The 23,578-nt window shown below is 71.1% G+C and carries 18 protein-coding genes and 1 pseudogene; 7 read left to right on the top strand and 12 right to left on the bottom strand.

The features are described from left to right. Position 1: 1 nt before the first annotated feature. The 3 genes from LZ495_RS00095 (at position 2) to LZ495_RS00085 (ending at position 3,820) form a co-directional block, all read left to right on the top strand. Positions 2–1,387: a vWA domain-containing protein gene (locus LZ495_RS00095; protein WP_235049666.1), complete on the top strand. Its 1,386-nt coding sequence runs from the start codon at positions 2–4 to the stop codon at positions 1,385–1,387. Between the two features lie 173 nt (positions 1,388–1,560). Beyond that, positions 1,561–2,163 carry a TetR/AcrR family transcriptional regulator gene (locus LZ495_RS00090; RefSeq protein ID WP_235049665.1) on the top strand — a complete coding sequence of 201 codons (603 nt, stop codon included), beginning with the start codon at positions 1,561–1,563 and terminating at the stop codon, positions 2,161–2,163. 142 nt (positions 2,164–2,305) lie between these two features. Then, positions 2,306–3,820 carry an MFS transporter gene (locus tag LZ495_RS00085; protein WP_235049664.1) on the top strand — a complete coding sequence of 505 codons (1,515 nt, stop codon included), beginning with the start codon at positions 2,306–2,308 and terminating at the stop codon, positions 3,818–3,820. 80 nt (positions 3,821–3,900) lie between these two features. Here LZ495_RS00085 and LZ495_RS00080 read toward each other — a convergent pair whose 3' ends face one another. The 3 genes from LZ495_RS00080 to hrpA all read right to left on the bottom strand — a co-directional run bounded on the left by LZ495_RS00080 (position 3,901) and on the right by hrpA (position 10,361). Continuing rightward, positions 3,901–4,431, bottom strand: coding sequence for a low molecular weight protein-tyrosine-phosphatase (locus tag LZ495_RS00080; protein WP_268822166.1), 531 nt, complete (start codon positions 4,429–4,431; stop codon positions 3,901–3,903). 42 nt (positions 4,432–4,473) lie between these two features. Next, positions 4,474–6,360, bottom strand: a complete 1,887-nt coding sequence (locus LZ495_RS00075; protein WP_235049662.1) for an alpha/beta hydrolase domain-containing protein — start codon at positions 6,358–6,360, stop codon at positions 4,474–4,476. An 86-nt stretch (positions 6,361–6,446) separates the two neighbouring features. After that, complete coding sequence (hrpA, locus tag LZ495_RS00070) at positions 6,447–10,361, bottom strand: ATP-dependent RNA helicase HrpA (RefSeq protein WP_235049661.1); 3,915 nt, start codon at positions 10,359–10,361, stop codon at positions 6,447–6,449. Positions 10,362–10,593: 232 nt separating this feature from the next. Between hrpA and LZ495_RS00065 the strand changes: the two genes are divergently transcribed. Further along, positions 10,594–10,932: a helix-turn-helix domain-containing protein gene (locus LZ495_RS00065; protein WP_235049660.1), complete on the top strand. Its 339-nt coding sequence runs from the start codon at positions 10,594–10,596 to the stop codon at positions 10,930–10,932. Between the two features lie 7 nt (positions 10,933–10,939). On the opposite strand, the gene LZ495_RS00060 is transcribed toward LZ495_RS00065, so the two are convergent. The 4 genes from LZ495_RS00060 to LZ495_RS00045 form a co-directional block, all read right to left on the bottom strand. Continuing rightward, positions 10,940–11,110: a FitA-like ribbon-helix-helix domain-containing protein gene (locus LZ495_RS00060; RefSeq protein WP_235049659.1), complete on the bottom strand. Its 171-nt coding sequence runs from the start codon at positions 11,108–11,110 to the stop codon at positions 10,940–10,942. Positions 11,111–11,208: 98 nt separating this feature from the next. Continuing rightward, a complete protein-coding gene (locus LZ495_RS00055) occupies positions 11,209–12,222 on the bottom strand; it encodes a TolB-like translocation protein (protein ID WP_235049658.1) in 1,014 nt (337 codons plus the stop codon). Next, positions 12,219–13,673 carry an MFS transporter gene (locus tag LZ495_RS00050; protein WP_372498497.1) on the bottom strand — a complete coding sequence of 485 codons (1,455 nt, stop codon included), beginning with the start codon at positions 13,671–13,673 and terminating at the stop codon, positions 12,219–12,221. The genes LZ495_RS00055 and LZ495_RS00050 overlap by 4 nt, the downstream gene beginning before the upstream one ends. A gap of 197 nt (positions 13,674–13,870) precedes the next feature. Continuing rightward, a complete protein-coding gene (locus LZ495_RS00045; RefSeq protein WP_235049657.1) occupies positions 13,871–15,814 on the bottom strand; it encodes a putative Ig domain-containing protein in 1,944 nt (647 codons plus the stop codon). A gap of 403 nt (positions 15,815–16,217) precedes the next feature. On the opposite strand from LZ495_RS00045, the gene LZ495_RS00040 reads away from it, so the two are divergent. Together LZ495_RS00040 and LZ495_RS00035 are read left to right on the top strand one after the other, a co-directional pair. Further along, on the top strand, positions 16,218–18,176 hold the full coding sequence (locus LZ495_RS00040) for a putative Ig domain-containing protein (protein WP_235049656.1): 1,959 nt from the start codon (positions 16,218–16,220) through the stop codon (positions 18,174–18,176). Between the two features lie 78 nt (positions 18,177–18,254). Then, on the top strand, positions 18,255–19,139 hold the full coding sequence (locus LZ495_RS00035) for a LysR family transcriptional regulator (RefSeq protein WP_235049655.1): 885 nt from the start codon (positions 18,255–18,257) through the stop codon (positions 19,137–19,139). 96 nt (positions 19,140–19,235) lie between these two features. Here the strand turns inward: LZ495_RS00035 and LZ495_RS00030 are convergent, their stop codons facing one another. From LZ495_RS00030 to LZ495_RS00015, 4 genes are all read right to left on the bottom strand, one after another. Beyond that, entirely contained in the window at positions 19,236–20,030 is a 795-nt protein-coding gene (locus LZ495_RS00030) for a DUF1775 domain-containing protein (RefSeq protein WP_235049654.1), read from the bottom strand. A 55-nt stretch (positions 20,031–20,085) separates the two neighbouring features. Then, positions 20,086–20,706, bottom strand: coding sequence for a hypothetical protein (locus LZ495_RS00025; protein ID WP_235049653.1), 621 nt, complete (start codon positions 20,704–20,706; stop codon positions 20,086–20,088). A gap of 114 nt (positions 20,707–20,820) precedes the next feature. Further along, a complete protein-coding gene (locus tag LZ495_RS00020) occupies positions 20,821–21,027 on the bottom strand; it encodes a DUF397 domain-containing protein (protein ID WP_235049652.1) in 207 nt (68 codons plus the stop codon). Further along, positions 20,984–21,835, bottom strand: coding sequence for a helix-turn-helix domain-containing protein (locus LZ495_RS00015; protein ID WP_235049651.1), 852 nt, complete (start codon positions 21,833–21,835; stop codon positions 20,984–20,986). Before LZ495_RS00015 ends, LZ495_RS00020 begins: the two co-directional genes overlap by 44 nt. Before the next feature lie 516 nt (positions 21,836–22,351). On the opposite strand from LZ495_RS00015, the gene LZ495_RS00010 reads away from it, so the two are divergent. Continuing rightward, positions 22,352–23,452 carry a methyltransferase domain-containing protein gene (locus LZ495_RS00010; RefSeq protein ID WP_235049650.1) on the top strand — a complete coding sequence of 367 codons (1,101 nt, stop codon included), beginning with the start codon at positions 22,352–22,354 and terminating at the stop codon, positions 23,450–23,452. Between the two features lie 6 nt (positions 23,453–23,458). Here the strand turns inward: LZ495_RS00010 and LZ495_RS00005 are convergent. Beyond that, positions 23,459–23,578: pseudogene (locus tag LZ495_RS00005) on the bottom strand (IS5/IS1182 family transposase); the annotation flags it as partial.

Here is a 23,578-nt window from a genome sequence, read left to right as displayed (position 1 = left end):
GATGGCCCTCCTCGACCGGCACGTCGGCTTCCTGGACGCGCTGCGCGGCGCCGGACTCGCCGTCTCGCTCGCCGAAGGGCTGGACGCGGCCCGCGCGCTGACCGTGCTCGACCTGGTCGACCGCGAGGCCATGCGGGCGGCGTACGCGGCCACGCTGGTCAAGCGGCCCACCCACCGGGCCACCTTCGACACGCTCTTCGACCTGTGGTTCCCGGCCGCGGTCGGGGACGGCGCCGGCGGGCCGCCCGCCGAGCGCCCCGACCCGCCGCGGCCCAACCTGCGCGAACCGGACCCGGTCGCCGACGGGATGCGCGCCAGGCTGTTCGACCTGCTCCTCGACGGCGACGAGGCGGGCCTGCGGCAGCTCGTGCGCGACGCGGTGGCGACGTACGGCCGGTCCCCGGCGAGTGCGCCGCGGCAGACCTGGTCGGCGTACGCGGTCGGGGCCGCCCTCGACCCGCGCACCCTGATGGCCGGGCTGCTGCGCGCGGTCCTGGCCGGGCAGGACCGCGGGGGACTGGCCGAGCGCACCGCGCGCCGCACCCTCGAGGACCGCATCGCGGCACTCCAGGACATGATCACCGCCGAGGTCCGGCGCCGGCTCGCCGAGGACACCTCGGCCGAGCGGGTCGCCAAGGTCGCGGTCCGCCCGCCGCTCGAACAGCTCGACATCCTCCGCGCCACCCGCAAGGACCTGGCCGAACTGCGCCGCGCCGTGCACCCGTTGGCGCGCCGGCTGGCCACCCGGCTGGCGGTCAAGCACAAGGCCGGGCGGCGCGGTCGGCTGGACTTCAGGCGCACCGTGCGCGCCTCGCTGTCCACCGGCGGCGTCCCGGTGCGGACGTTCCACCGCCCGCGCCGCCCGCACAAGCCCGAGCTCGTGGTGCTGTGCGACGTGAGCGACTCGGTGTCGTCGTTCGCGCACTTCACCCTGCTGCTGGCCTATGCGCTGCGCGAACAGTTCAGCAAGGTCCGGGTGTTCGCCTTCGTCGACAACCTCGACGAGGTCACCGCGCACTTCGCGCCCGGCGTGGACGTCGGCGACGCGATGCGCGACCTGACCTCCAAGGCCGACGTGGTGTGGGTGACCGGCCGCACCAACTACGGCCGTGCCTTCGAGCTCTTCGCGGACCGGTACCCCGAGGTCATCGGGCCCAAGACGGCCCTGCTGATCCTCGGCGACGCCCGCTCCAACTACGGGCCGCTCGCGCTGCCCGCGCTGGCCAAGATGGCGGACGCCGCCCGCCGCGCGCACTGGCTGAACCCGGAGCCGCACCGCGACTGGGACACCGGCGACTCCGCGGCGTCCACGTACGACCGCGTCGTACCGATGGTCGAATGCCGCAACCTGGCCCAACTGGCCGCCTTCATCGAGGACTTGGCCTGACCCGCAGCCGACCGGAAGGTCGGCCCGGGGGTCGCGGAATATCCGGCGGGTACGAAACGGTTCCGTTTCGATAGTGCTATTGTCTGGTGAGCGGGTACGAAACCGTTTCGTTCCCACGTTCGACCGGTCCGTAGAATCCCCCGAACCCATCGAGTCCACCGAAGGAGCCCCGGGTGTCCCCCGACGAGGTCAGGGCCGCGGATGCCGAACGGCGCAGCAGGCTGACCCCCGAGCGCCAAGGCGAACTCTTCGGTGCGGTGGTCGAACTGCTCCGCGAGGTCGGCTACGAAGCGCTCACCATGGACGCCGTCGCGGCCCGGGCCCGGATCAGCAAGGCCACCCTCTACCGGCAGTGGCAGGGCAAGCCCCGCCTGGTCATCCACGCCATGAGCACGCTGCGTCCGATGTACCCGGACGTGGACACCGGCAGCCTGGCCGGCGACCTGTACGCGGTCGCCGCGCACATGGCCGAAGTGGCCACCGAGGACGCCCCGCTGATGGCCTCGATGAGCCACTCCGTGATCGCCAACCCGGAGCTGGGGGAGATGCTCCGGGAAGTGGTCATCCGCCCCGAACGCGCGTCCTTCGAAGCGCTCGTGCAGCGCGCCGTGGACCGCGGCGAACTCGGCAGCCTCCCGGCCGCCGTCGAATTCTGCGTCCCGATCCTCGTGCAGGCCGTCCTCAACCGCCCGCTGTGCGACGGCATCGATGCCGACGAGGCACACCTCCTCGGCATCGTCGACCACGTGATCCTGCCCGCTCTGCGCCACAGCTGAGCCGTCCGCGGGAGCCCGAAACCCCGGGCCCCCGCCACCATCCGGACCGGCCGCCCACCACGGCGGCGGCCCGGCATGAACGACCTCGCCGACCCGGCACGTCCGCGTCGGAAGCCACGAAACCCGTACCGGGGGTACCGCCATGTCCCAAACCGTCCTCGACAAGCCCACACCCGCGTCATCCGAGGCCTCCTCGAAGCGCTGGTGGGTGCTCGTCATCGTCTCGATAGCCCAGCTGATGGTCGTGCTCGACGCGACCATCGTCACCGTCGCCCTGCCCGACGCCCAGGCCGACCTCGACATGTCGGACGCCAACAAGCAGTGGGTGGTGACCGCCTACGCCCTGACGTTCGGCGCCCTCCTCCTGCTCGGCGGCCGCATCGCCGACTTCTGGGGCCGCAAGAAGGCCTTCATGGCCGGCATGGTCGGCTTCGCGCTGGCCTCCGCCCTCGGCGGCGTGGCCCAGAACGAGGCCATGCTCTTCGGGGCCCGCGCCCTCCAGGGCGTCTTCGCCGCGCTGCTCGCCCCCGCAGCACTCGCGGTCCTCACCGTCACCTTCACCGACGCCAAGGAGCGCGCCAAGGCGTTCGCGGTCTACGGCGGCATCTCGGCCGGCGGCGCGGCCATCGGCCTGCTGCTCGGCGGCGTGCTCACCGAGTACGTCGACTGGCGCTGGTGCCTCCTGGTGAACGTCCCGATCGCCGTCGTCGCGATCGTCGCCGCGCTGCCCGTCCTCCAGGAGAGCCGCGCCGAAGGCGACACCCGCTACGACATCCCGGGCGCGGTCACCGTCACGCTCGGCCTCGCCGCCCTCGTCTACGGCTTCACCCGCGCCGCCGAGGAGAGCTGGACCGACACCCTCACCCTGGTGATGCTGGCGGCCGGCGCCATCCTGCTGGTGGCCTTCACGCTGATCGAGCAGCGCACCGCGCACGCCCTGCTGCCGCTGCGCATCGTCGCGGACCGCAACCGCGGCGGCGCCCTGCTGGCCATGCTGCTGGTCGGCGCGGCCTTCATCGGCTCCACGATGTTCATGATCTTCTACATGCGCGGCGTGCTGGGCTATGGCGCGGTCAAGGCCGGTGCGGGCGCCCTCGGCATCACCGTGGGCGTGTTCATCACGGCCGGCGCGTCCGCCGCGCTGCTCCCGAAGATCGGCCCGCGCATCCCGCTCATCCTCGGCTCGCTGCTGGCCGCGGGCGGCACCTTCTGGCTCACCTTCGTGACCGTGGAAAAGCAGTACCTCACCCACGTGTTCCCGGGCATGGTCATGATCGGCCTGGGCCTCGGCCTGGTCTTCACCGCGGTGGCCAGCACCGCGCTCATCGGCGTCGCCGAGCACGACGCGGGCGCCGCGAGCGCCTCGATCAACGCCGTCCAGCAGGTCGGCGGCGCGCTCGGCACCGCACTGCTCAACAGCATCGCGATCGCCGCGAGCAAGGACGCCATGGCCGACAAGACCGCCGAGCTCGGTGATCGGATGGGCAACCCCGAGGTCGCCATGCAGGCCGGTATCCAGGCCCAACTCGACGGCTACACCCAGGCGTTCGGCTGGGCCGCGGCGATCATGGTGGTCGGCGCGATCGTCGCCGCCCTCCTGGTCAACGCCGGCAAGGACTCGCTGCCCTCCGAAGGCGGCGCCGTGCACATGGGCTGACCCGCCCACCGCCCACCGCACCAAAAAGCGCGGCCCGCCCCGGAACACCTCCGGGGCGGGCCGCGCCGTTGCGTACCGGGTCAGCGGGCGGCGAGGCCGCGGCGTACTTCGTCGAGGAGGTCTGCGGAGGCCGCCTCGATCAGGGACAGGACGTGCTCGAAGGCCTCGATGCCGTCGTAGTACGGGTCCGGCACGTCCAGGTCGCCGTCCGCGTCGGGATCGAACTCGCGGAGCAGCCGGACCTTTTCGCGGGATGCGTCGTCGGGCGCGCGGCGCCGCAGCTCGCGCCAGTGGTCCTGGTCCAGGGCGATCACCAGGTCGTACGCGGGGAACCAGCGGGCGTCGAAGGGACGTGCCGCGTGGCCGCTGCCGTAGCCGAACTTGGCCAGCGTCGCATCGGTGCGCTCGTCGGCGGGCTTGCCGCGGTGCCAGCCCTCGGTACCCGAACTGTCGACCACGACCTCGCCGTCCAGTCCTGCGTCGGCCACCTGGCGGCGGAACACCCACTCGGCCATCGGCGACCGGCAGATGTTGCCCGTACAGACAAAGGTGATCCGGTACGGCTCGCCCACTGATCCTCCGAATGCCGCGGTTCCCGACTCCTGGCCCATGATCCCAAGAGGGCCTCCGGACCTGTGGCGCGGGTGTGCGGGCTACACCAGGGACAAGGTGAGCGTCGCGGTGTACCGGCCGGCCAGCGTGTACGCGGGTACCTCCAGGGAGACCCGGGCGTCGGCCGCGAAGAAGCCGCCGGAGACGGTCTTCGGGGGATTCTCCGGCTGGCGGCACAGCAGGGCGCCGGCCGCGACCGGCCCGGGGCTGCCGGCCACGGCGATGCTCGGCGAGTCCGGGAAGGTCACCGTGCAGGACGGGGTCCAGGTGAACTTCGCGGCCGGGATGACGCCGCCGGTGTCGGAGACGAAGTCGGTGGTGCGCCCGGTGAGGGACCAGCCCAGGGTGCCGCCGCGGAGGTCCGCGACGGCGACGGTGTTGATGCGGCCGGTCGCCTGCTGCGTACGGCCGTTGATGGTGACCGGGGCCAGTTCGACACCGGACGCCTGCTGGGACATGGACAGGCTGCCGGGCTGGACCTCCGCCTGCACGTCGAAGGTGCTCTGGCTGCCGCCGGCCGAGGTGCCGGGCGGGACCGGTGCCGCGTCGGCTTCGGCGTGCAGGGCGGCGAGGTCGTCGGCGAGGAAGGCGCCGGCGTCCGCGGTGCGCTGCGCGGCCGCGTCGAAGGCCGCGACGTACGAGGCGTGGTCGGCGTACATCGCGTCGAGCTTCGCGGCCGGGAACGGGACGGTGGTGCCGGTCAGGAAGCAGAACTCACCCGCGCCGGTGTTGCCGTCGCCGGTCAACGTCGCGATGGGGACGTCGAGTTGCGGGATGCGGATACCGCCCAGGGCGTTGCCGTGCTGGTCGCGCACGACACCGCCGGCCGCATCCGTGGTGATGCGCGGCATGGACGGCGGCGCGGCCGCCCCCGCGACCCAGCCGGACAGGCTGCGCAGCGCGGCGCGCATCAAGTACGTCTGCGGCCCGGAGTTGACCCGCTTGTCGCAGCCCAGCGCGGCCGCGCCGGTGAACTCGTCGGCGTGCGAGGTACCGGGCATCTCCCACAGCCGGTAGGCGGCGGAGTCCGGCTGCCGGGCCGGGAAGTGGTACGGGACGTCGGTCTCGGACTCGGTGACCAGGACGGGGGCGGCCTGGTCGGTGCGCAGCCGGGTGACCGGCAGCAGCGGGTCGAACATGCCGGCGCCCAGCGGCGCGGTGTTCGGGAAGCGGCTGTGGATCAGGAATCCGTCGTAGGCCCGGGTGAGCGGCTGCACCGCGTTGTAGTACGTCGTCATCCGGAGCGCCGACTGCGACTCGCCGTCCGCGATCAGCCGGCGCGGGCCGAGGCCGGCCAGCAGGTCGGCCGGGCCGGTGGTGCGCAGCGCCGCCGCGACCTGGGTGTAGATGTCGTACGAATAGGCGTCGCCGGGGTGCACGAGCGAGTCGTAGCGTGCGGGGTTGAAGACCTTGAGCCCGCCGAAGCCGATCGGGCTGCGCGGCCCGTCGATGCCCAGGGCCTGGGCGGAGACCCCGACCCAGGCGTAGCCGCGGCGCAGCATCTCGGCGCGCGCGTACAGGTAGTCGGGGGCGGTCTCGAAGCCCGCGCTGACGTTCAGCCACTCGACCACGACCGTGCCGTTGAACTTCGCGGCGTCGTTCGGGGTGCGCACCAGCACGCGCGTCTTGTAGGCGGCGGTGGTGTCCGGCTCGACGGCCCACACACCGGACGCGTCCCACGTGCCCGCCTTGCGGTACGCGGTCGCGGTGCCGGACAGGAAGTACTCGCGTTCGCCGTAGCCCGCGGCGGCGGCCTCGCCGGAGTCGGTGATGCCGGTCCACGGCGAGCCGGGCCCGGTCACCGGCCCCTGCACCGCGGGCGTCGGCCAGGGCACCGGGTCGGCCTGCGCCGCCGGAGCGGCGGTGAGGGCGGCCACGGCCGCGAGGATGGTGCCGAGGGCGGCGAAGGTGCGGCGAGTGTGTCCCACGATCGCGGACCGTAGAGCGAACCCCGCGCACTTTCAAGAGTGTGCACGGGGTTCACTTTCTGCGGTGTGCGGCCGGGTCGAGCGGCTCAGGACTCCAGGGCCTTGAGGATCCGCTTGTCCGACACCGGATACGGCGTGCCCAGCGACTGGGCGAAGTAGCTGACCCGCAACTCCTCGATCATCCAGCGCACTTGCCGGACCTCGTCGGGCAGCGGACGGCCCTTCGGCTGCGCCGCGAGCCGCCGTTCGTACGCCTCCTGCAGGTCCGCGACCTTGAGCAGGCGGTGCCGGTCGCCGTGCGGATCGTTCGGCAGCTTCGCCAACCGGCGTTCCACACCGCGCAGATAGCGCAGCAGGTCCGGCAGCCGCCGCCATCCGGTGTCCGCGATGAAGCCCCGGTACACCAGCCCGGCGAGCTGCGCGCGGATGTCGGTCAGCGCCGGGACCAGCGCCAGGCTGGTGGTGCCCTTCAGCCGTACCTCGAGCGCGTGGTGCACGGTCAGCACGCGCTCCACCTTGACCACCGTGTCCTCGGTGGTGGCCGGCAGGTCGGCCCGCACCTTGGCGAGCAGCTTCGCGAAGCCGTCGGCGTCCCAGGCCGGGCCGCCGGCATCCGTCATGATCTTGTCGACCGCAGCCGCGACGCAGTCCTCGAACATGTCCGCGATATTGGTGTGCGGGTTGTGGCTCAGCGCCAGCTTCGCGCGGTTCGGCAGGCGCCCCGCGATGGCCTTGACCGGCGAGTTGACGCCCAGCATCAGCAGTCGCCGGGTGCCCTTCCACATCGCCGCCTGCTGCTCGGCTTCCGTCTCGAACACTCGTACCGCGACGCTGTCGCCCTCGTCGACCAGCGCCGGATAGCCCTTGACCGGGTGCCCGTCGCGCGTCGACTCGAACGTGCGGCGCAGCGTGCCGAGGCCGCCCCACTCCTTGATCCCCGCGCGCTCCACGGTGTCCGCCGCGCGCGACAGCTTGGCCTGCGACTTCGGCTTGAGCCGGATCTTCAGCTCGGCCAGGTCCTTGCCCTCGGCCAGCGCCTTGCCGCGGTCGTCCTCGACCCGGAAGGTGATCCGCAGATGTTCCGGTATCCGCGACAGGTCCCAGCTCTCCGGCGGCACCGGGACCGCCTTCAAGCGCTGCAACTCGCGGGCCAGCGCCTGCGCGAGCGGCTCGGTGCGCGGCTTCAGGTTGGCCAGTGCGGCGCGCGCCACGTCCGGGGCCGGGATGAAGTTGCGGCGCAGCGTCTTGGGCAGCGACCGGATCAGCTCGGTGGCCAACTCCTCGCGCAGGCCCGCGATCTGCCAGTCGAAACCGTCCTGCACCACCTGGCCGAGCACCGCCAGCGGGATGTGCACGGTCACGCCGTCCGCCGCATTGCCGGGCTCGAACTGGTACGTCAGCGGCAGCCGCAGCTCGCCCTGCGTCCAGAAGTCCGGGTAGTCGGCCTCGTCGATGCCGCCCGCCCGCTCGTTGATGAGCATGGACTTCTCGAAGCTGAGCAGATCCGGCTGCTTCTGCCGGGTCTTCTTCCACCACGTGTCGAAATGCCGGCCGGACACCACGTCCGGACCGAGCCGCTGGTCGTAGAAGTCGAACAGCGTCTCGTCGTCCACCAGGATGTCCCGGCGCCGCGCCCGGTGTTCGAGCTCCTCGACCTCCTCGAGGAGTGCCCGGTTCTCCTTCAGGAACGCATGATGGGTACGCCAGTCGCCCTCCACCAGCGCATGCCGGATGAACAGCTCGCGGGCCACTTCGGGGTCGATCTTCCCGTAGTTGACCTTGCGCTGCGCCACGATCGGCACGCCGTACAGCGTCACCTTCTCGAACGCCATCACCGCGCCCGCCCGCTGCTCCCAGTGCGGCTCGCTGTAGTTGCGCTTCACCAGGTGCCCGGCCAGCGGCTCGATCCACTCCGGCTCGATCCGCGCGTTCACCCGCGCCCACAGCCGGGTGGTCTCCACCAGCTCGGCGGACATCACCCAGCGCGGCGACTTCTTGAACAGCGACGACCCCGGGAAGACCGCGAACCGCGTGCCGCGCGCACCGCCGTACTCGCGCTTGGCCGCGTCGTACAGCCCGATATGGCTCAGCAGGCCGATCAGGATCGAGGTGTGGATACGCTGCGGGTCACCCGGCTGGTCGCCGATCGAGATCCCCATCTGCCTTACCGTCTGCCGGAGTTGGCTGTAGACGTCCTGCCATTCGCGGATCCGCAGGTAGTTCAGGAACTCCTGCTTGCACATCCGCCGGAACCCCGACGACGAGCGCTCCTTCTGCTGCTCCTGCAGGTAGTCCCACAGCTTCAGGTACGTCAGGAAGTCCGAGCCGGCCTCCTTGTCGACGAACCGCGCGTGCTGCTGCTGGGCCTGCTCCTTCTTCTCCGCCGGCCGCTCGCGCGGGTCCTGGATGGACAGCGCGGCGGCGATCACCATGACCTCGCGCACGCAGTTGTTGCGGTCCGCCTCCAGCACCATGCGCGCCATCCGCGGGTCGACGGGCAGCTGCGCGAGCTGCCGGCCGATCGGCGTGAGGCGCTTCTTGACGTCCGTCTGGGCCGGGTCGATCGCCCCCAGCTCCTGCAGCAGGTCGACGCCGTCCTTGACGTTGCGCCGGTCCGGCGGGTCGATGAACGGGAACGCCGCGATGTCGCCCAGCCCGATCGCGGTCATCTGCAGGATGACCGACGCCAGGTTGGTGCGCAGGATCTCCGGATCGGTGAACTCCGGGCGCGCGAGGAAGTCCTCCTCGGCGTACAGCCGGATGCAGATACCGTCCGAGGTACGCCCGCAGCGGCCCTTGCGCTGGTTCGCGGACGCCTGCGACACCGCCTCGATCGGCAGCCGCTGCACCTTCGTGCGGTGGCTGTACCGGGAGATGCGCGCGGTGCCCGGGTCCACCACGTACTTGATGCCCGGCACCGTCAGCGACGTCTCCGCGACGTTGGTGGCGAGCACCACGCGGCGCCCGGAATGCGCCTGGAAGACCCGGTGCTGCTCCGCCGACGACAGCCGCGCGTACAGCGGCAGGATCTCGGTGTTCCTGAGATCCGCCTTGCCGAGCGCCTCCGCGGTGTCCCGGATCTCGCGCTCGCCGGACAGGAACACCAGGATGTCGCCGGGCCCTTCGGCCTGGAGCTCCTGGCAGGCGTCGATGATGCCCTGCACTTGGTCGCGGTCGTCCCCGCCGTCCTCGTGCGCGTCGTCCGCGACCAGCGGCCGGTAGCGCACCTCGACCGGATAGGTCCGGCCCGACACCTCGATGATCGGCGCATCCCCGAAGTGCCGGGAGAACCGCTCGGGGTCGATGGTCGCCGAGGTGATGACGACCTTGAGATCGGGCCGCCGCGGCAGCAGCTGCTTCACGTACCCGAGGATGAAGTCGATGTTGAGGCTGCGCTCGTGCGCCTCGTCGATGATGAGCGTGTCGTACTGCAGCAGGTCCCGGTCGGTCTGCAGCTCGGCCAGCAGGATGCCGTCCGTCATGAGCTTGACCAGCGACGCGTCCGACACCTGGTCGTTGAACCGCACCTTGTAGCCGACGGTCTCGCCCAGCGAGGTCTTGAGCTCCTCGGCGATCCGGTCCGCGACGGTCCGCGCGGCGAGCCGCCGCGGCTGCGTATGCCCGACCAGGCCGCGCACCCCGCGGCCCAGCTCCAGGCAGATCTTCGGCAGCTGGGTGGTCTTGCCCGAGCCGGTCTCACCGGCCACGATCACGACCTGGTGGTCCCGGATCGCGGCGAGGATCTCGTCCTTCTTCTGCGCGACGGGCAACTGCTCGGGGTACGTGATCTCCGGACACGAGGCCCGGCGCAGCTCCGCCTTCACCTCGGCGGTCTCGACCAGCCCCGCCAACTCGGCGGCAAGCGCCTGCCGTGCTTCGGGGTCGCGGACCCGGCGTGCCCCGTCGATCCGCCGCGCCAGCCGACGCTCGTCACGCAGGGTCACACCGGAAAGACGGGCCCGCAGATCGGCGAGCGGGGAGGAGGCAGGCGGCGTATCCATAACGTGCCCAAGGATAGGCATTGAGGGGCAGCGGATGACCAGCGGATATTGCCGCCGCGCCCGCCGGCCCGCGCGATGCTGCCACGCAGCGTCGCCGCCGGATCGACAATATGACTAGTCCGGAACGCCGCGCGTCGTCCGGGACCCGCCTCGACACTGTCCCCGTGTCGGAGCGATACGTGATCGAAGTCGAACCCGAGGTGCGCGCATGGCTCGAGTCGTGCCTGAAAATATGGACGCCCGTACTGCGGTGGAGCGGCGGCATGCCGCCTGGCGTATCGACCCGCTCGAGGCGCTCGACCCGGAATCCCGGCGGCAGCGTGCGGACGCCGCCGCGGCGATGGCTTTCGCCAAGGTCGTGTACGACGCCCGCACGGCCGCCGGTCTGGACGAGGCCGGTCTGGCCGCGCTGGCGGGGCTGACCGAGGACGACATCGTGTGCATCGAGGAGAGCGGCACAGTGCCGACGCCCGAGCTGGCCGACCGCCTGGCCCGGGCGCTCGACTGCGACGTCACGCTGACGTGGTCAGGGCACGGCGTGACCGCGGGATTCACCCCGCACGCGGCCTGACCCGCCCTCAGCGCGGAGGCAGGGTGGCCTCACGCTCCAGCAGGTCGCGCACGTACGCGGGGAGCGACTGGCCCCGTGCATGAGCGCGCTCTCTGAGCGTGGCGACTGTCTCGTCGGACAGATTGCGGATGACGAGCAGCGTTGCCGGGGCCATCCGGACGGCGAGCAGTCGGTGCATGGTGGCCGCCTCTCTCAGGGGGTCGAAGCCTCCACGATGGGCCGAAAGGCATGCTCGGCGGGCCGAGACAGCCGAGGATCACCCCTTGGATGGACGAGTCAAGGCCGCAGGACTGTTGGGGAGAGGGCGTGGCGGACTACCAGGGTCGGTTTTCCGGTGCCGTCCGCGGGGACTGACCAGACGTCGGCGCGGAGGTCGCCCGGCAGGTTGTAGAGGAGTGTCCGGTCGTCCAGCCACTCGGCCTGGTCGTCCAGGGGGCGGGTCTCGGTGGTCAGGGTTTCGGTGCCGGTGGCCAGGTCGAGGGTGAAGAGCTTCCAGGGGCGGTCGGGGTCGGCACCCTCGACGCGCTTCTTGTAGGCGAGCTTGGTGCCGTCGGGGGAAAGCGACGGGCACTCGACGTTGTCGCGGATCGTGCGCAGCGTGCGCGCGGCCAGGTCGCCCTCGGCCAGGTAGCGGTGGCCGTCGGTGGCGACGGTGGCGTAGAAGCGGTTGTCGTCCGCGGCGAAGGTGACACCCCAGATGTTGATGTCCGCAGCCTTGTACGGCTTGCCGTCGCGGATGACGGCGAAGTCCTCGAGGTTGTCGTGCAGAGTGCCGCTGCGGCGGTCGAGGATCGCGGTGCGCGTGGAGAAGTCCAGGCCCGCATACGACTCGCCGCCCACGAACGACGTCCACGCCGCCAGGTTGCCGCTCGGCGAGACCCGCGTGCGGGACGGGGTGCCGGCCATTTCGCGGCTGTCCACGGGCATCAGGCGGCGGTCGAGGATCACCGCGTTGTAGGTGTGCAGCGCGGCGTTGGCGAGCTTGAGGCACACCGCGGTGCCCTTGGCCGCGTGGAAGACGAGGCAGGACGTCGGCGAGATGCGGCGGGGGTCCTTGCCGTCGTCCGCACCCGTGTCGGCCAGGTCGAGCGCTGCCATGTGGTCGCGCCCGGTGCCGGCCTGCGTGGTGCGGAAGAGGATGCGCCCGGGTTCGTCGAGCGTGACCTCGGTCAGTTCCTGGTCGGGCCCCGCCTCCGACCGCCCGGCCGCGTGCCAGGTGTAGGCGACCGCGATACCGATCAGCAGCGCGGTCACCACGGCGAGCACGGTGGTGCGGGCGGTACGGGTCATCGGGCGTCCTCCGAAGGGGGTTGCGGGGAGTGCGGGCGGTGCTCCGAGTGCTTTGGGTGCTCCGAGCGCTCCGAGTGCGGCGGAGCCGCGGCGCGGCAGCGGTACGCGACCGCGGCGGCGGCCCCGCCGGCCGTCGCGAGTGCCGCGGCCGCGGCGATCAGTGCGGTGTGCGGCCCCCACGCGGTCCACGCCGCACCGAAGCCGATCGCGCCGACCGCACGGCCCGCGGCCTGGCCGGTCTGCACGAGCGCGAGCGACCCGCCGCGCAGCCGGGCCGGGGCCAGCGGCGCGGCGACCGCCATCAGGACCCCGTCGGTGGCTGCGTAGAAGACGCCGAGCAGGAGCAGCGGCGCGCAGATCAGCACCGCGCGGGGGAGCGGCGCCAGCAGCACGGCGTAGCAGCCGAGCAGGACCACGTGGCCGCACAGGAAGACCCGGAGACGGCCGATGCGGTCGGCCGCGAGGCCGACGGGCACCGCGAGCAGCAGGAAGCCCAGCGCCGTGCCGAACGGCAGCAGCGGGAACAGGTGCGGGCGCAGGTCGACTTCGCGCTGGAGGAGCAGGTACACCATGCCGTCGCCGATGGTCACCGCGCCGAGGACCAGGGCGTATCCGCACAGCCGGGCGAAGGCCGGGACGCGCAGCACCGCGAGCGCCTCGCGCAGCCGTGGCCGCGGGGCCGACACCGGTAGTGCACACGGGACTTCGCGTACGTACAGGCACAGCAGGAGCACGCCGAACGCGGCGAGGCAGAAGCTCACCACGAAGACCGCGTCGTACGCCTGCGCGGTGAACCACAGCACGGCCAGCGCCACCGGCGGACCCAGCAGTGCGCCCGCGGTGTCGAACGCGCGGTGCACGCCGAAGGCGCGGCCCTGGCCGCCGGGCGGGCTGGAGAGCGAGATGAGGGCGTCGCGCGGCGCGGTCCGCACGCCCTTGCCCATCCGGTCGGCGGCGATCACCGCCCCGATGACCGGCACCGAACCGGCCGCGGGCAGCGCCAACTTGCAGGCCGCGGACAGGCCGTAGCCGAACCCGGCGACCGGCTTGTGGCGCCGCGTGCGGTCCGCGACATGCCCGCCGGCGATGCGCAGGAACGCGGTGGCGCCGTTGTAGAGGCCGTCGAGCATGCCGAACGCGAGCGGCGACAGCCCGAGGCCGAGCACGAGGTAGACGGGCAGGATCGCGGTCACCATCTCGGACGAGACGTCGGTGACCATCGAGACCATGCCGAGGGCGAGGACGTTGGGCGCGACGATCCGCGCCAGGCGCCCGCGCGGGCGGTCCTGGGCGCGGGGCGCGTCCGGGGCGGACCGGTCGGACGGGACGGCCCGGGCATCCGGGGCGACCGGGCCCTCTGCGCCGTCCGGGCCGTCCGGTTCGGACGCGGGCGCCGGCCCGCCGCGGACTCCCGTGGACACGTCGCCGCTGCGGCTGGAGGACAGGTACAAGGCGTACTCCTGGGCCATCCGGACGAAAAAGGGAGACGAGGAAAGCAAGACGAGAAAGGGAGACGAGCAGAAGGGCCGGACCGGTACGCGGGGCAGTCGTGCCCCCGCGTACCGGCCGGCGAGACACCGGGTGTCAGCTCGGCGGATCCGGCAGCGTCACGCGACGCTGCTGCTGTTCACCGCCGTGCGGCGTGGCGTCAGAACCACGCCACCGTCCACCCGAAGCTCGTGCTCCCGGATGCTCCCGTGCTGTCCTTCGCGGTCGCGTTCACCGTGAACGTCCCCACGGCCCAGGCACTTCCGGAGATCTCGCAGGTCCACGGGTTCAGCCACAGACCGGACGGCAGCCCCGTCGCGGAGCAGGTGTACGGCGCGGTTCCGCCGCTCGCCACCAGCTGGAGCTTGACCTTCTGGTTGAACTTCGAGCTCTGCGCCCCCGGGTTGGCCAGCTGCACACCGGTCGGCTGCGGCGGCGTGACGGTCCACGCGAACGTCGCACTGGCGCTGCCCGCCGCGTTCGTCGCCGTCACCGTGACGTTCGACGAGCCGGCCGTGGTCGGCGTCCCGGTGATCAGGCACCCGGAGTTGATGGCCAGACCGGCCGGCAGACCCGAAGCCGTGCACGTCGGAGCCGGCGTACCGGTCCGCTGCACCTGGAGGTTCACCGCGGTGCCCACCTGGGTGCTCTGCGCCCCCGGACTGGTCACCGTCGGCGCGGTGTTGCCGGGCCCGTCGGTGACCGACCACAGGAACGTCTCGCTGTCGCTGCCCTGGCTGTTGGTCGCGGTGACGGTCGCGCTGGAGTCACCGAGGACCGTCGGCGTACCGGTCACCCGGCAGGCCGCACTGATGCTCAGCCCGGTCGGCAGCCCGCTCGCCGTACAGGTCGGGGTCGGCGACCCGGACACCTGCAGCTGCAGGTCGACCGGCTGGTTCCTGGTGCTGCTCTGGCCGCCCGGGTTCACGATGGACGGCACGGTGTTGCCGCCGCCCGTCACCGTCCAAGTGAAGGACACCGCCGCCGAGTTGGTATTGCTCGCATCCTTGGCGGTGACGCTGACGTTCGAGCTGCCCGCGGTCGTCGGCGTGCCCTGCACGGTGCAGCCGCCGCCCGGGTTGGACAGCCCGGCAGGCAGTCCGGTGAACGTGCACGTGTACGGCGCGGTCCCGCCGGAGACCTGGAGCGGCACGTTCACCGCCTGGCCGACCGAGGACGCCTGCGGTCCGGGGTTCGCGACCACCGGCGGCGTCGGGGTGGTGGTGTTCCACACCTCGGTGATGGCCGGCACGTTGGTCGACTGGCCGGAGGTGCGCAGGCCGTACATGTCCTGCAGGGTGCGGAGCATGTTGTAGTGGTTGTAGTTGGTGCCGTACGTCCCCTGCTTGACGTGGGCGCCGTAGAAGACCGTGGCGATCTGGTTCTGCGAGCGGAACGCGTCTTCGTCAAAGGTGACGATGAGCAGGCTGTTGTTCGACTTGGCCCACTCCGCGTACCCGCTGAGCTTGTTCTTGGTCCAGGTGTCGCCGGTGGTCCGGCAGCCGAAGTCGTGCATGTCGTTGCACAGGTTCGGCACCACGAACGACACGGTGGGCAGCTGGTTGTAGTCGGTCGGGAAGTCGGTCATCTTCTTCGCGGTGCTGGTGGGCACGTTGCTGAAGGCGAACCACGGGTTGTGCTTGCGGGCGTACTTGGCGGTGGTGCAGGTCGCCGGGTTGCCGTCCCAGTCCTCGTTGTAGCTGCCGAACGTCTTGCCCTTGTCGATCAGCTGCTTGGCGAGGTTGTCCGCGCTGTACGGAGAGCCGGGCTCCGGGCAGGCGTCCGACGTCGCGCCCTGGGTGGCGCCGGAGAACATCGCGAAGTAGTTGCCCTGACTGGGGTGGACTTCACCGTGGAAGTTGGTGAACGACGCGCCCCCTGCGATCAACGTGTTGATGTAGGGGACCTCGCGCGTGTTCCCGGCGATGTCCTCGTAGTTGGTGTTCTCGTGGACCACGATGACCACGTGGTCGTAGTTCGGCAGGGTGGCGGCGCCGGCCGAACCGGCGGTGAGCGCCACGATGCCGGCCGTCGCCACCGCGGCGGTGCCGGCCGCGATGGCCGTCGCCTTCGCGAAGATCGAGCGGCGTGCGCGTCTGAGCACGGGGTTGCCTCCTTGGACAATCACAGGCACTGCGAACGGGCAATTGAGGCGTTGCTCGCGCGCCGGACGGAGGCTGCGCCGGGGCATGGCGGAGGGAGGGCCAGGCCACTGCGCGCATGGTCCGGCGGGGGCCGCGAAGGGTCAACGACCGGAATCCGCACGTCCGCCGAGGCCTGGCCGCGACACCGGTTCTGACCTGCGGTTTCCCGTCCTAGGCCGGGAATTCCGTGCCCAGCCGACATGCACCGATGCCGAATCGGTCCGGTTCCGGGCCGCACCACGGCCCGCGGCGGGCACGCACCGGAAGCGGATCCTGACGGTCCGGAACCGATGAACTGCCGTCATGGGTCGATGAGGGACCGGTATTGGACCCGGGCAAGCACCGGCCCCTCTTCTTGGACCCATGAACCGACAACCCAGCCAGCCGAGACGCGGCGGCCGCAGCGCCGGCCGGATGTCCGCAGTCCTGGTCGTCGCGGGGCTCGCCGCCGCGACCCTCGGGGCGACGCCGGCGCAGGCCGCCGACCCGCCGACCACCGTGTGCACCATAGGAGATGCGCGTATCGGCGAGTCCAGCGGACTCGCGCTCAGCGTCAAACACCCGGGGGTCATGTACACCCACAACGACAGCGGCAACACCACCGAGCTCTTCGCCCTCGACATGGCGACGTGCGCGGTACGCGCCGTCTTCAACGTCACCGGCACCAGCAACTCCGACTGGGAGGCGATGAGCGTCGGAAAGGACGAACAAGGCCGCCCGGCCGTGTTCATCGGCGACATCGGCGACAACCTGTCGGCGCGCAGCGACCTGAAGATCCACCGCTTCGCCGAGCCGGATTCGCTCACCAATCAGAACGTCACCCCGACGACGTACGCGGTCGCGTACGCGGACGGCAAGCACGACGCCGAGACGATGATGATCGACCCGCGCGACAACCGGGTCTACATCGCCACCAAGATCCTGTTCGGCACCGGCACGAGCGGCGTCTACCAGGGGCCGGCCACGCTCAGCACGTCCGGCACCAACACCTTCACCAAGGTGGGGAATTCGGTGCTGACCGGCACCGACGGCAGCTTCGCTCCCAACGGCCGCTCCTTCACCGTCCGGGACTACAACAGCGCGTACGTCTACAGCAGCCCGGGCGTGCAGATCGCCACGTTCGCGCTGCCCAGCGTCTCGCAGGGCGAATCGCTGACATACACCCCGGACGGCAAGGCGCTGCTGGTCGGCACCGAGGGCGGCAACAGCCCGGTGTGGAAGGTGCCGCTGCCACCCGAGGCCATCCCGGGCGGCGACGCCCCGATGCTCACGGACCCCGGCGCGCAGACCTCGGATGTCGGGACCGCCGACAATCTGGCGCTTCAGGTCTCCGGCGGGACCGGGCCGTACACATGCACGTTCACCGGACTGCCCGCCGGGCTGTCCAACCCGGGCGGCGGCTGCACCGTGCAGGGCACGCCGACCACCGCCGGGACCTCGAACGCGACCGCGACCGCCAAGGATGCGACCAACACCAACTCCAATACCGTCGCCTTCAGTTGGACGGTCTCCCCGGTCGGCGGCGGCGACCGGCCTCCGGTGCTCACCGCACCGGGCAACCAGACCACCGCACCGGGCACGGCGGTCTCACTGCAACTCCAGGTGACCGGCAGCCCCGCACCCACGTGCACCGCGACCGGGCTCCCGGCCGGGCTGGCGATCAGCCCGTCCTGCCTGGTCACCGGAACGCCGACTACGGCCGGGACGAGCAACGTCGTGGTCACCGCCGCGAACAGGGCGGGCACCGACGCCCGGGCGTTCGTCTGGACGATCGGCACCACCGGCCCGGGACCCGTCGCACCTACGGTGACCAGTCCGGGGGCGCAGAGCACTCAGGTGGGTACTGCGGTGAATCTCCAGGTGCAGCGCACCGGTTCGCCTGTGCCAACGTGCGCGGCCTCGGGGCTGCCGGCTGGTCTGGCGATCAACTCCGGGTGTCTGATCAGTGGGACGCCGACCGCGGCCGGGTCGTCGAACGTCACGGTGACGGCGACGAACACGGCCGGCAGCGCGAGCGCGTCCTTCGCGTGGACCGTCACACCGCCGCAGCCCACCGGCGTCGTGGTCACGAACCCCGGGCAGCAGACCTCGAAGTTCAACCAGAAGGCGAACCTCCAGATCCAGGCCACCCCGTCGGTGCCCGGCTCGGCACTCACGTACAGCGCCACCGGACTGCCGTTCGGCGTCGGCATCAACAGCAGCACCGGGGCGATCACCGGATCGGTCTGGGGCGTCGGGACGTTCCAGGTGACCGTGAAGGCCACGGACGCCACCGGGCAGTCCGGCACCGCCGCATTCACGTGGACGGTGACCTGGTTCTGAGTTGTGAGGGGTCACATCCGGACGCGGCAACCGTTCAGATGTGATGACCGTTCACAAATGCAGGAGTACGGTGCGAACGTGACTCTCCAACAACTGCGTTATCTCATCGCCGTTGTCGAGTACGGGAGCATGACCGCGGCAGCACAGGCCCTCTTCGTCGTCCAGCCTGCGCTGTCGCGGTCGCTCCAGGCCCTGGAACGGGAGCTGCGCGCCGAGCTGTTCGTACGGTCGGGGCGCGGCATGGTGCTGACGCCCGAGGGCGTCCGCGTCGTGCACCTGGCGCGCCGCGTACTGGCCGGAATCCGCGCCATCGAGCAGACCGTGCAGCCGGAACCGGCCGGCTCCGACGAGCGCCTGCTGCTCCTCACCACCCAGACGCTGGCCATCGAGTTCATCAGTTCGCTGCTGCCCGGCTTCAACCTCCGGCACCCGGAGATCCGCGTCGTCGTCGAGCGCCACAACGAACGCGAAGTCCTCTTCACCGCGCTGCGCGAGGGCCGTGCCGATCTGATCCTCGCCGACCTGCCGGTCCCCTCCGACATGCGCGTGCACGCGGTCTGGCACCACGAAGTCGTCCTCGTCTCACCGCCCGACGTGAACCTGCCCGACCCCGTCACCCTGGACGCGCTGCACGGCCTCCCGATGATCCTCCCGCCGGTCGGCACGTCCCGCCGCAAGGACATCGAACTGCTCTTCGACACACGCGGCATCCGCCCCGTGGTCGCGATGGAAACTGACGAACGCGGCGCATGGATGGCCTGTGTGGCCGGCGGATTGGGCTCGGTGCTGTGGTACGCCGCCATGGCGCACCGCTTCCAATCGGCGGTATCCGTAAGGTCTTTCGCGCCCCCGGTCGGCAGAACCATCGGCTTCGCCTGGCTCCGCAAACCGATGACACCAGCGGTCAGGGCCCTGTGCGCCTACGCCCGAGCCCGCGGCGTCGAGGAGACGGAGTACGGCTGAGGCTCGCGGGGCCTCGTGCGGAATCGCTCTGCGGTGCACGCGTTCCAGGGCGGAGCCGGGCCGACCGCGGAGGCCGGCCCGGCGTACGCGCAGAGGTCAGGTTCGCGGGTCGGCGCCCGCGTTGCGGCGGCGCCACCACCAGAAGCCGCCGCCGAGGACCAGCAATACGGCGATCGCGCCCAGCGTCGCGGGCAGCGCCAGGGACGAGTCGTCGTCCTTGTCCGTGCTCTGCGCCGCGCCCGGGGTGACCGTGGTCGTCGGCACCGGGGCGGGAGCGGACGAGGCGGCAGCGGACGGTGCCGGGGCCGCCGACGTTGCGGGTGCGGCGCTGCTCGGCGCTGCGGTCGGGGTCGCCGGGATCGGGGTGGCGCCCGGCGCGGCCTTGCCGAGGGTCAGCGTCGGCGCGGGCTTTGCGGCAGCGTCCGCGTGGTCGTCGGCGCCCTCGGTGCCCTTCGGCGGGTCGATCCAGCGGTCGATGCGGCCGTCCGAGTAGGTCTGCAGGGTCTTGAAGACCAGCAGCGAGGCGTCCGGCAGTTGCCGCACCTTGATCGCGTACTCCGCGTCGGTGCCGACGGCGAGCGCCGTGCCTCCGACGGTGAAGCCGTCCGCTGCGGGGGTGTAGGTCCAGTCCTTGGGCGCCTTGGCGAGCGAGACGTCGGCCGGCGTGATGCCGGGCGGCAGGACGACGCGCAGCGAGGTGATCCCGGCGGTCTTGGACTCGGCCTCGGCGCCGAACGTCAGCGTGACGTCGGTGGCCAGCGCACGGGCGTCGGACGCGTGCACCTCGTTGTGCGCGAAGGCGGGGGCAGCGGTGCCGAGGGCGACGGCCCCGGCGACCACCGCGGCGACGGCAAACCGCCGCGCCGCGGGCAGCACAGAAGAACGCTTCATGAGCAAGGCTCCAGAAGAAGATGAGTGTGGTGTGGAGGGCGGCGCTGCCCAGGCCTTACGGCAGCGCGATCATTCGGCTCGCACACCACACAGGAGGACCTCGCCGCACCACGTCGTACCGCGTCCGCAGGCGACTCCCCGGCGCCGGGACGCTCCCACCCGCGGCCACCACCGCGGGGCCGCTCCCCGGCACGGGCCGGACCAGCAGCCGCAGCAACGCCAGCACACCAGCCCGCAGCCGGTCCTCGACCCGAGCCAGCAACCGGAAGACGGCGGCCTCGCCCACCCGCAACCACACCGCGGCCACCAGCGCCACGGCAAGGTGAGCCGCAGCCATCGCAACCCCGCCATGCGCCGCGACACCGCCCGCAACATGGCCGGTGTGGTCGGCATGGCCCGAATGCCCCGCACTCGCGCCCTGCGCCGCCGCCCACCCGAACCATTCGTGCAGCAGCACCTGCCCGCCGACCACCGCCACGAGCATCCGCAGCAGCCCGCACTCGCGTCCCGCCCCCGACCAGCCCACCCCGAACCCGACCGCAGCCGCCACCGCGACGGCCCACCCCGGCACCGACGCCCCGGAAGCCACCACGTGCCCGCCCACGGACAGCACAACGCCCACCGCGGCAAACAGCCCGGCACGCAGCACCCGAAGCGGAGCAGAGGAGGGAGACATGACCGCCCCATACTCCCAGCCGGACGAATCAATGGAACCGACGCCCCGCGGCAACACAACACACAGCCCCGACCGGAACCATCCGGCCGGGGCTGCTCTGCGTTTCCCGGAACGTCAGTCGGTCGTTCGCAACGCCAACGTCAGCGACGACCAGGACGACGACGTCACGGCGAGCATGCCGCGCCCCGGATCCTTGCTGTCACGCACGGGGACGACGCCAGGGAAGCCGTCGGCAACCTCCACACACTGCCCGCCGTCGGCGTTGCTGTAGCTGCTCTTACGCCACTTCCGGGCGCTCAGGTCGAGGGTGGTGCGAGTCATGGGCGAACTCCTCTGCGGCGGCGCGGATCATGTCGGCTGACGCTTCCGGGGACACGGCGACTGCCCGAAGGACATCGTATGTCCGTTCGTACTCCGCTGCCGTTTCCGGATCTTCAATCAGATCACCCGACTTGATCCCTTCCAAGTAGGCCACCAAGGACCGGTCCGGCAACGTGAGCAGCGTCAACGAACCACCCATGGCCGGATGCGCGCCGACCTCGAACGGGATGACCTGCACGGTAACCGTGCGGTCGGCGACGGCTGCCAAGAGCGCACGGAGTTGGGTGGCCATGACCGCATGCCCACCGATCGGGCGACGGATCACGGCTTCATCGAGCACCGCCCAATAGCGCGGCCGGTCAGCCGCTTTCAGCCGCTCCTGTCGCTCCAGTCGGATGCGCACCCGGGTCTCGACTTCATCCGGCGTTGCATCCGGTGAGCCATTGGTGATCAGTGCGTGGGCGTATTCGGCGGTCTGCAAGAGACCTGGCACGACATGCGCCGCGTACTCCTCCAAGATTTCGGCCTTCGGCTCAAGTTCCATGAACCGCTGGTATCGGTCCGGGTGCATGTCCCGCTTCACCGCCGGATACCAGCGCGTGAAGGTGTCCGTGCCGAAGTACGCGTCCAACTGCTCGGACAGGCCCGGCGGTACGGCGGTCGCCCCGCTCTCGATCTCGGACACGAACGTCTTGCCCCGGTGCAGCTTCGTGGCGAGCGCGTCAAGTGAGAGCTTCGCCGCCAGTCGCAGCCTGCGAAGTTCCGCGCCGTACAAGCCTCGTGGCGACGTCGGGTCGATCTCGCGCATTCGGGCAGCCACCGTATCCCCCTTCCCATGTCCGCATCGGGCGGCGCGGACATGGCAACCGTTCCCACGGTACGCCGTCGGGTGTTCGCTGGGTGACGGATCGGTTACTCAGGAGGCGGGTCATGGTCGAACGTGTAAGCCGTATGACGATGCGCGTCTACGTGCCGGGCAGCGAACCGGGGCCGGCCGTGGACGTGGTCCGACACCGCGACCCGTTCTTGTCGGTGCCGCAGCCGGGCCCGCCGTCGCCGTGCGAGTGCCGCAGATGTTGAGGGCGAGAGGGTGAGCAGACCGCGTCCGACGACGCCTGAGGAGCACCGCCGCCGCGCCGATCAGCTTTCCCCTGCCTCGTCGAGGCAGGGCACACCATGGATGCACGCACAGAAGGAGGGCACGGCTCATGCCGGACCTGAAGCACAAGGACCAGAACCCGCGACCGGAGCCCAAGCCCGCGACGCCGCCGAACCCCGATCAGCGGCAGCCCCCGCCCGCGAACGACCCGAAGCACAAGAAGCCGTGACGGGCGTCAGCCGCCGGGATTTCATCCCCGATGTCATCTGGCCGTTCGATTCCGCCACGGAAACCTATGGTGCGGCGGTGGACCGGCAGGCAACTCCCGGGCGGTGGAGCGAATTTGTCTCCGCCGATATCCCGCTGGTCACGCAGTGGGACGACGGCGCGCACACGGGGCCGGAGCCGGGGCGTCTCGCGACGTCCTCGGCGTCGATGTCCGGGGCGGTCGCCGACATGCTCACCGCGCTGCAACCGGCCGTCGGTGGCGCCTATCTCGATATCGGGACCGGGACCGGCTATACACCGGCGCGGATCGCCGAGATTGCCGGGCCGTCCGGGTTCGTGACCACGGTCGAGGTGGACGCGGAACTTGCCACGGTCGCGCGCGGCAACCTGGAGCGCGCCGGGGTCCGCAACGTCGAAGTCATCACTGGCGACGGATTCGACGGATGGGCGCGCAGTGCGCCGTACAGCGGGGTGCATGTCACCTGCGGCATCCGCCGGATCTCGCATGCGTGGGTCGCGCAATGCCTGCCGGGGGCACGGATCGTCCTGCCCTGGGGAACGGACTACACGCAGCATGACCGCCTGCTGACCCTCACCGTCGGCGATGACGGGACGGCATCCGGCCCGTTCGGCGGTGGCCTGTCGTTCATGAAGATGCGGGCGCAACGGCTTACGTACCCCGAGCACGCGGCCTACGCCCCCAAGGGGTGGGACGACGACGGCCGGGAAGGGCACAGCGACCTGACATGGCAGGAAGCCGCACAGGTGATCGGTCAAGACGGCGGGTTCGCCGTAGGCCTGCGCGTACGGGACTGCTTCGTGAACCCTGCGCGCACGGAAGAAGGGGCGGTGTCGATCTGGCTCTACTCGACCAGTGACCGGTCCGTGGCGTACGCCGGATTCAGCGACGACCACGCCCCCGACATCATGCAGGCCGGACCACGCTCACTGTGGGACGAAGTCGCCGATGCCCGCGCATGGTGGGCAGCGCACGGCCGCCCCGAACCGGAACGCTTCGGGCTGACCGTGGGCGCCGAGGAGCAGCGCGCATGGCTCGACAGCCCGGACGGAGAGTCCTGGCCTCTCCGGCTTCGCTAAGTGGTCCTAACAAAGGCGTTGTACGTGCCTGAGCGTGATGAGGCAGGTGGCGAGGGCGAGGAAGGCTTCGTGGATGTCGTCGCGGCGTTCCCAGCGGATCCGTAGGCGGCGGAAGCCGTGGAGCCA

It is taken from the genome of Yinghuangia soli, assembly GCF_021502675.1.
Classification (GTDB): Bacteria; Actinomycetota; Actinomycetes; order Streptomycetales; family Streptomycetaceae; genus Yinghuangia; species Yinghuangia soli.
Note: the sequence above shows the minus strand (reverse complement) of the source record. Positions and strands in the feature narration are given on the sequence as shown.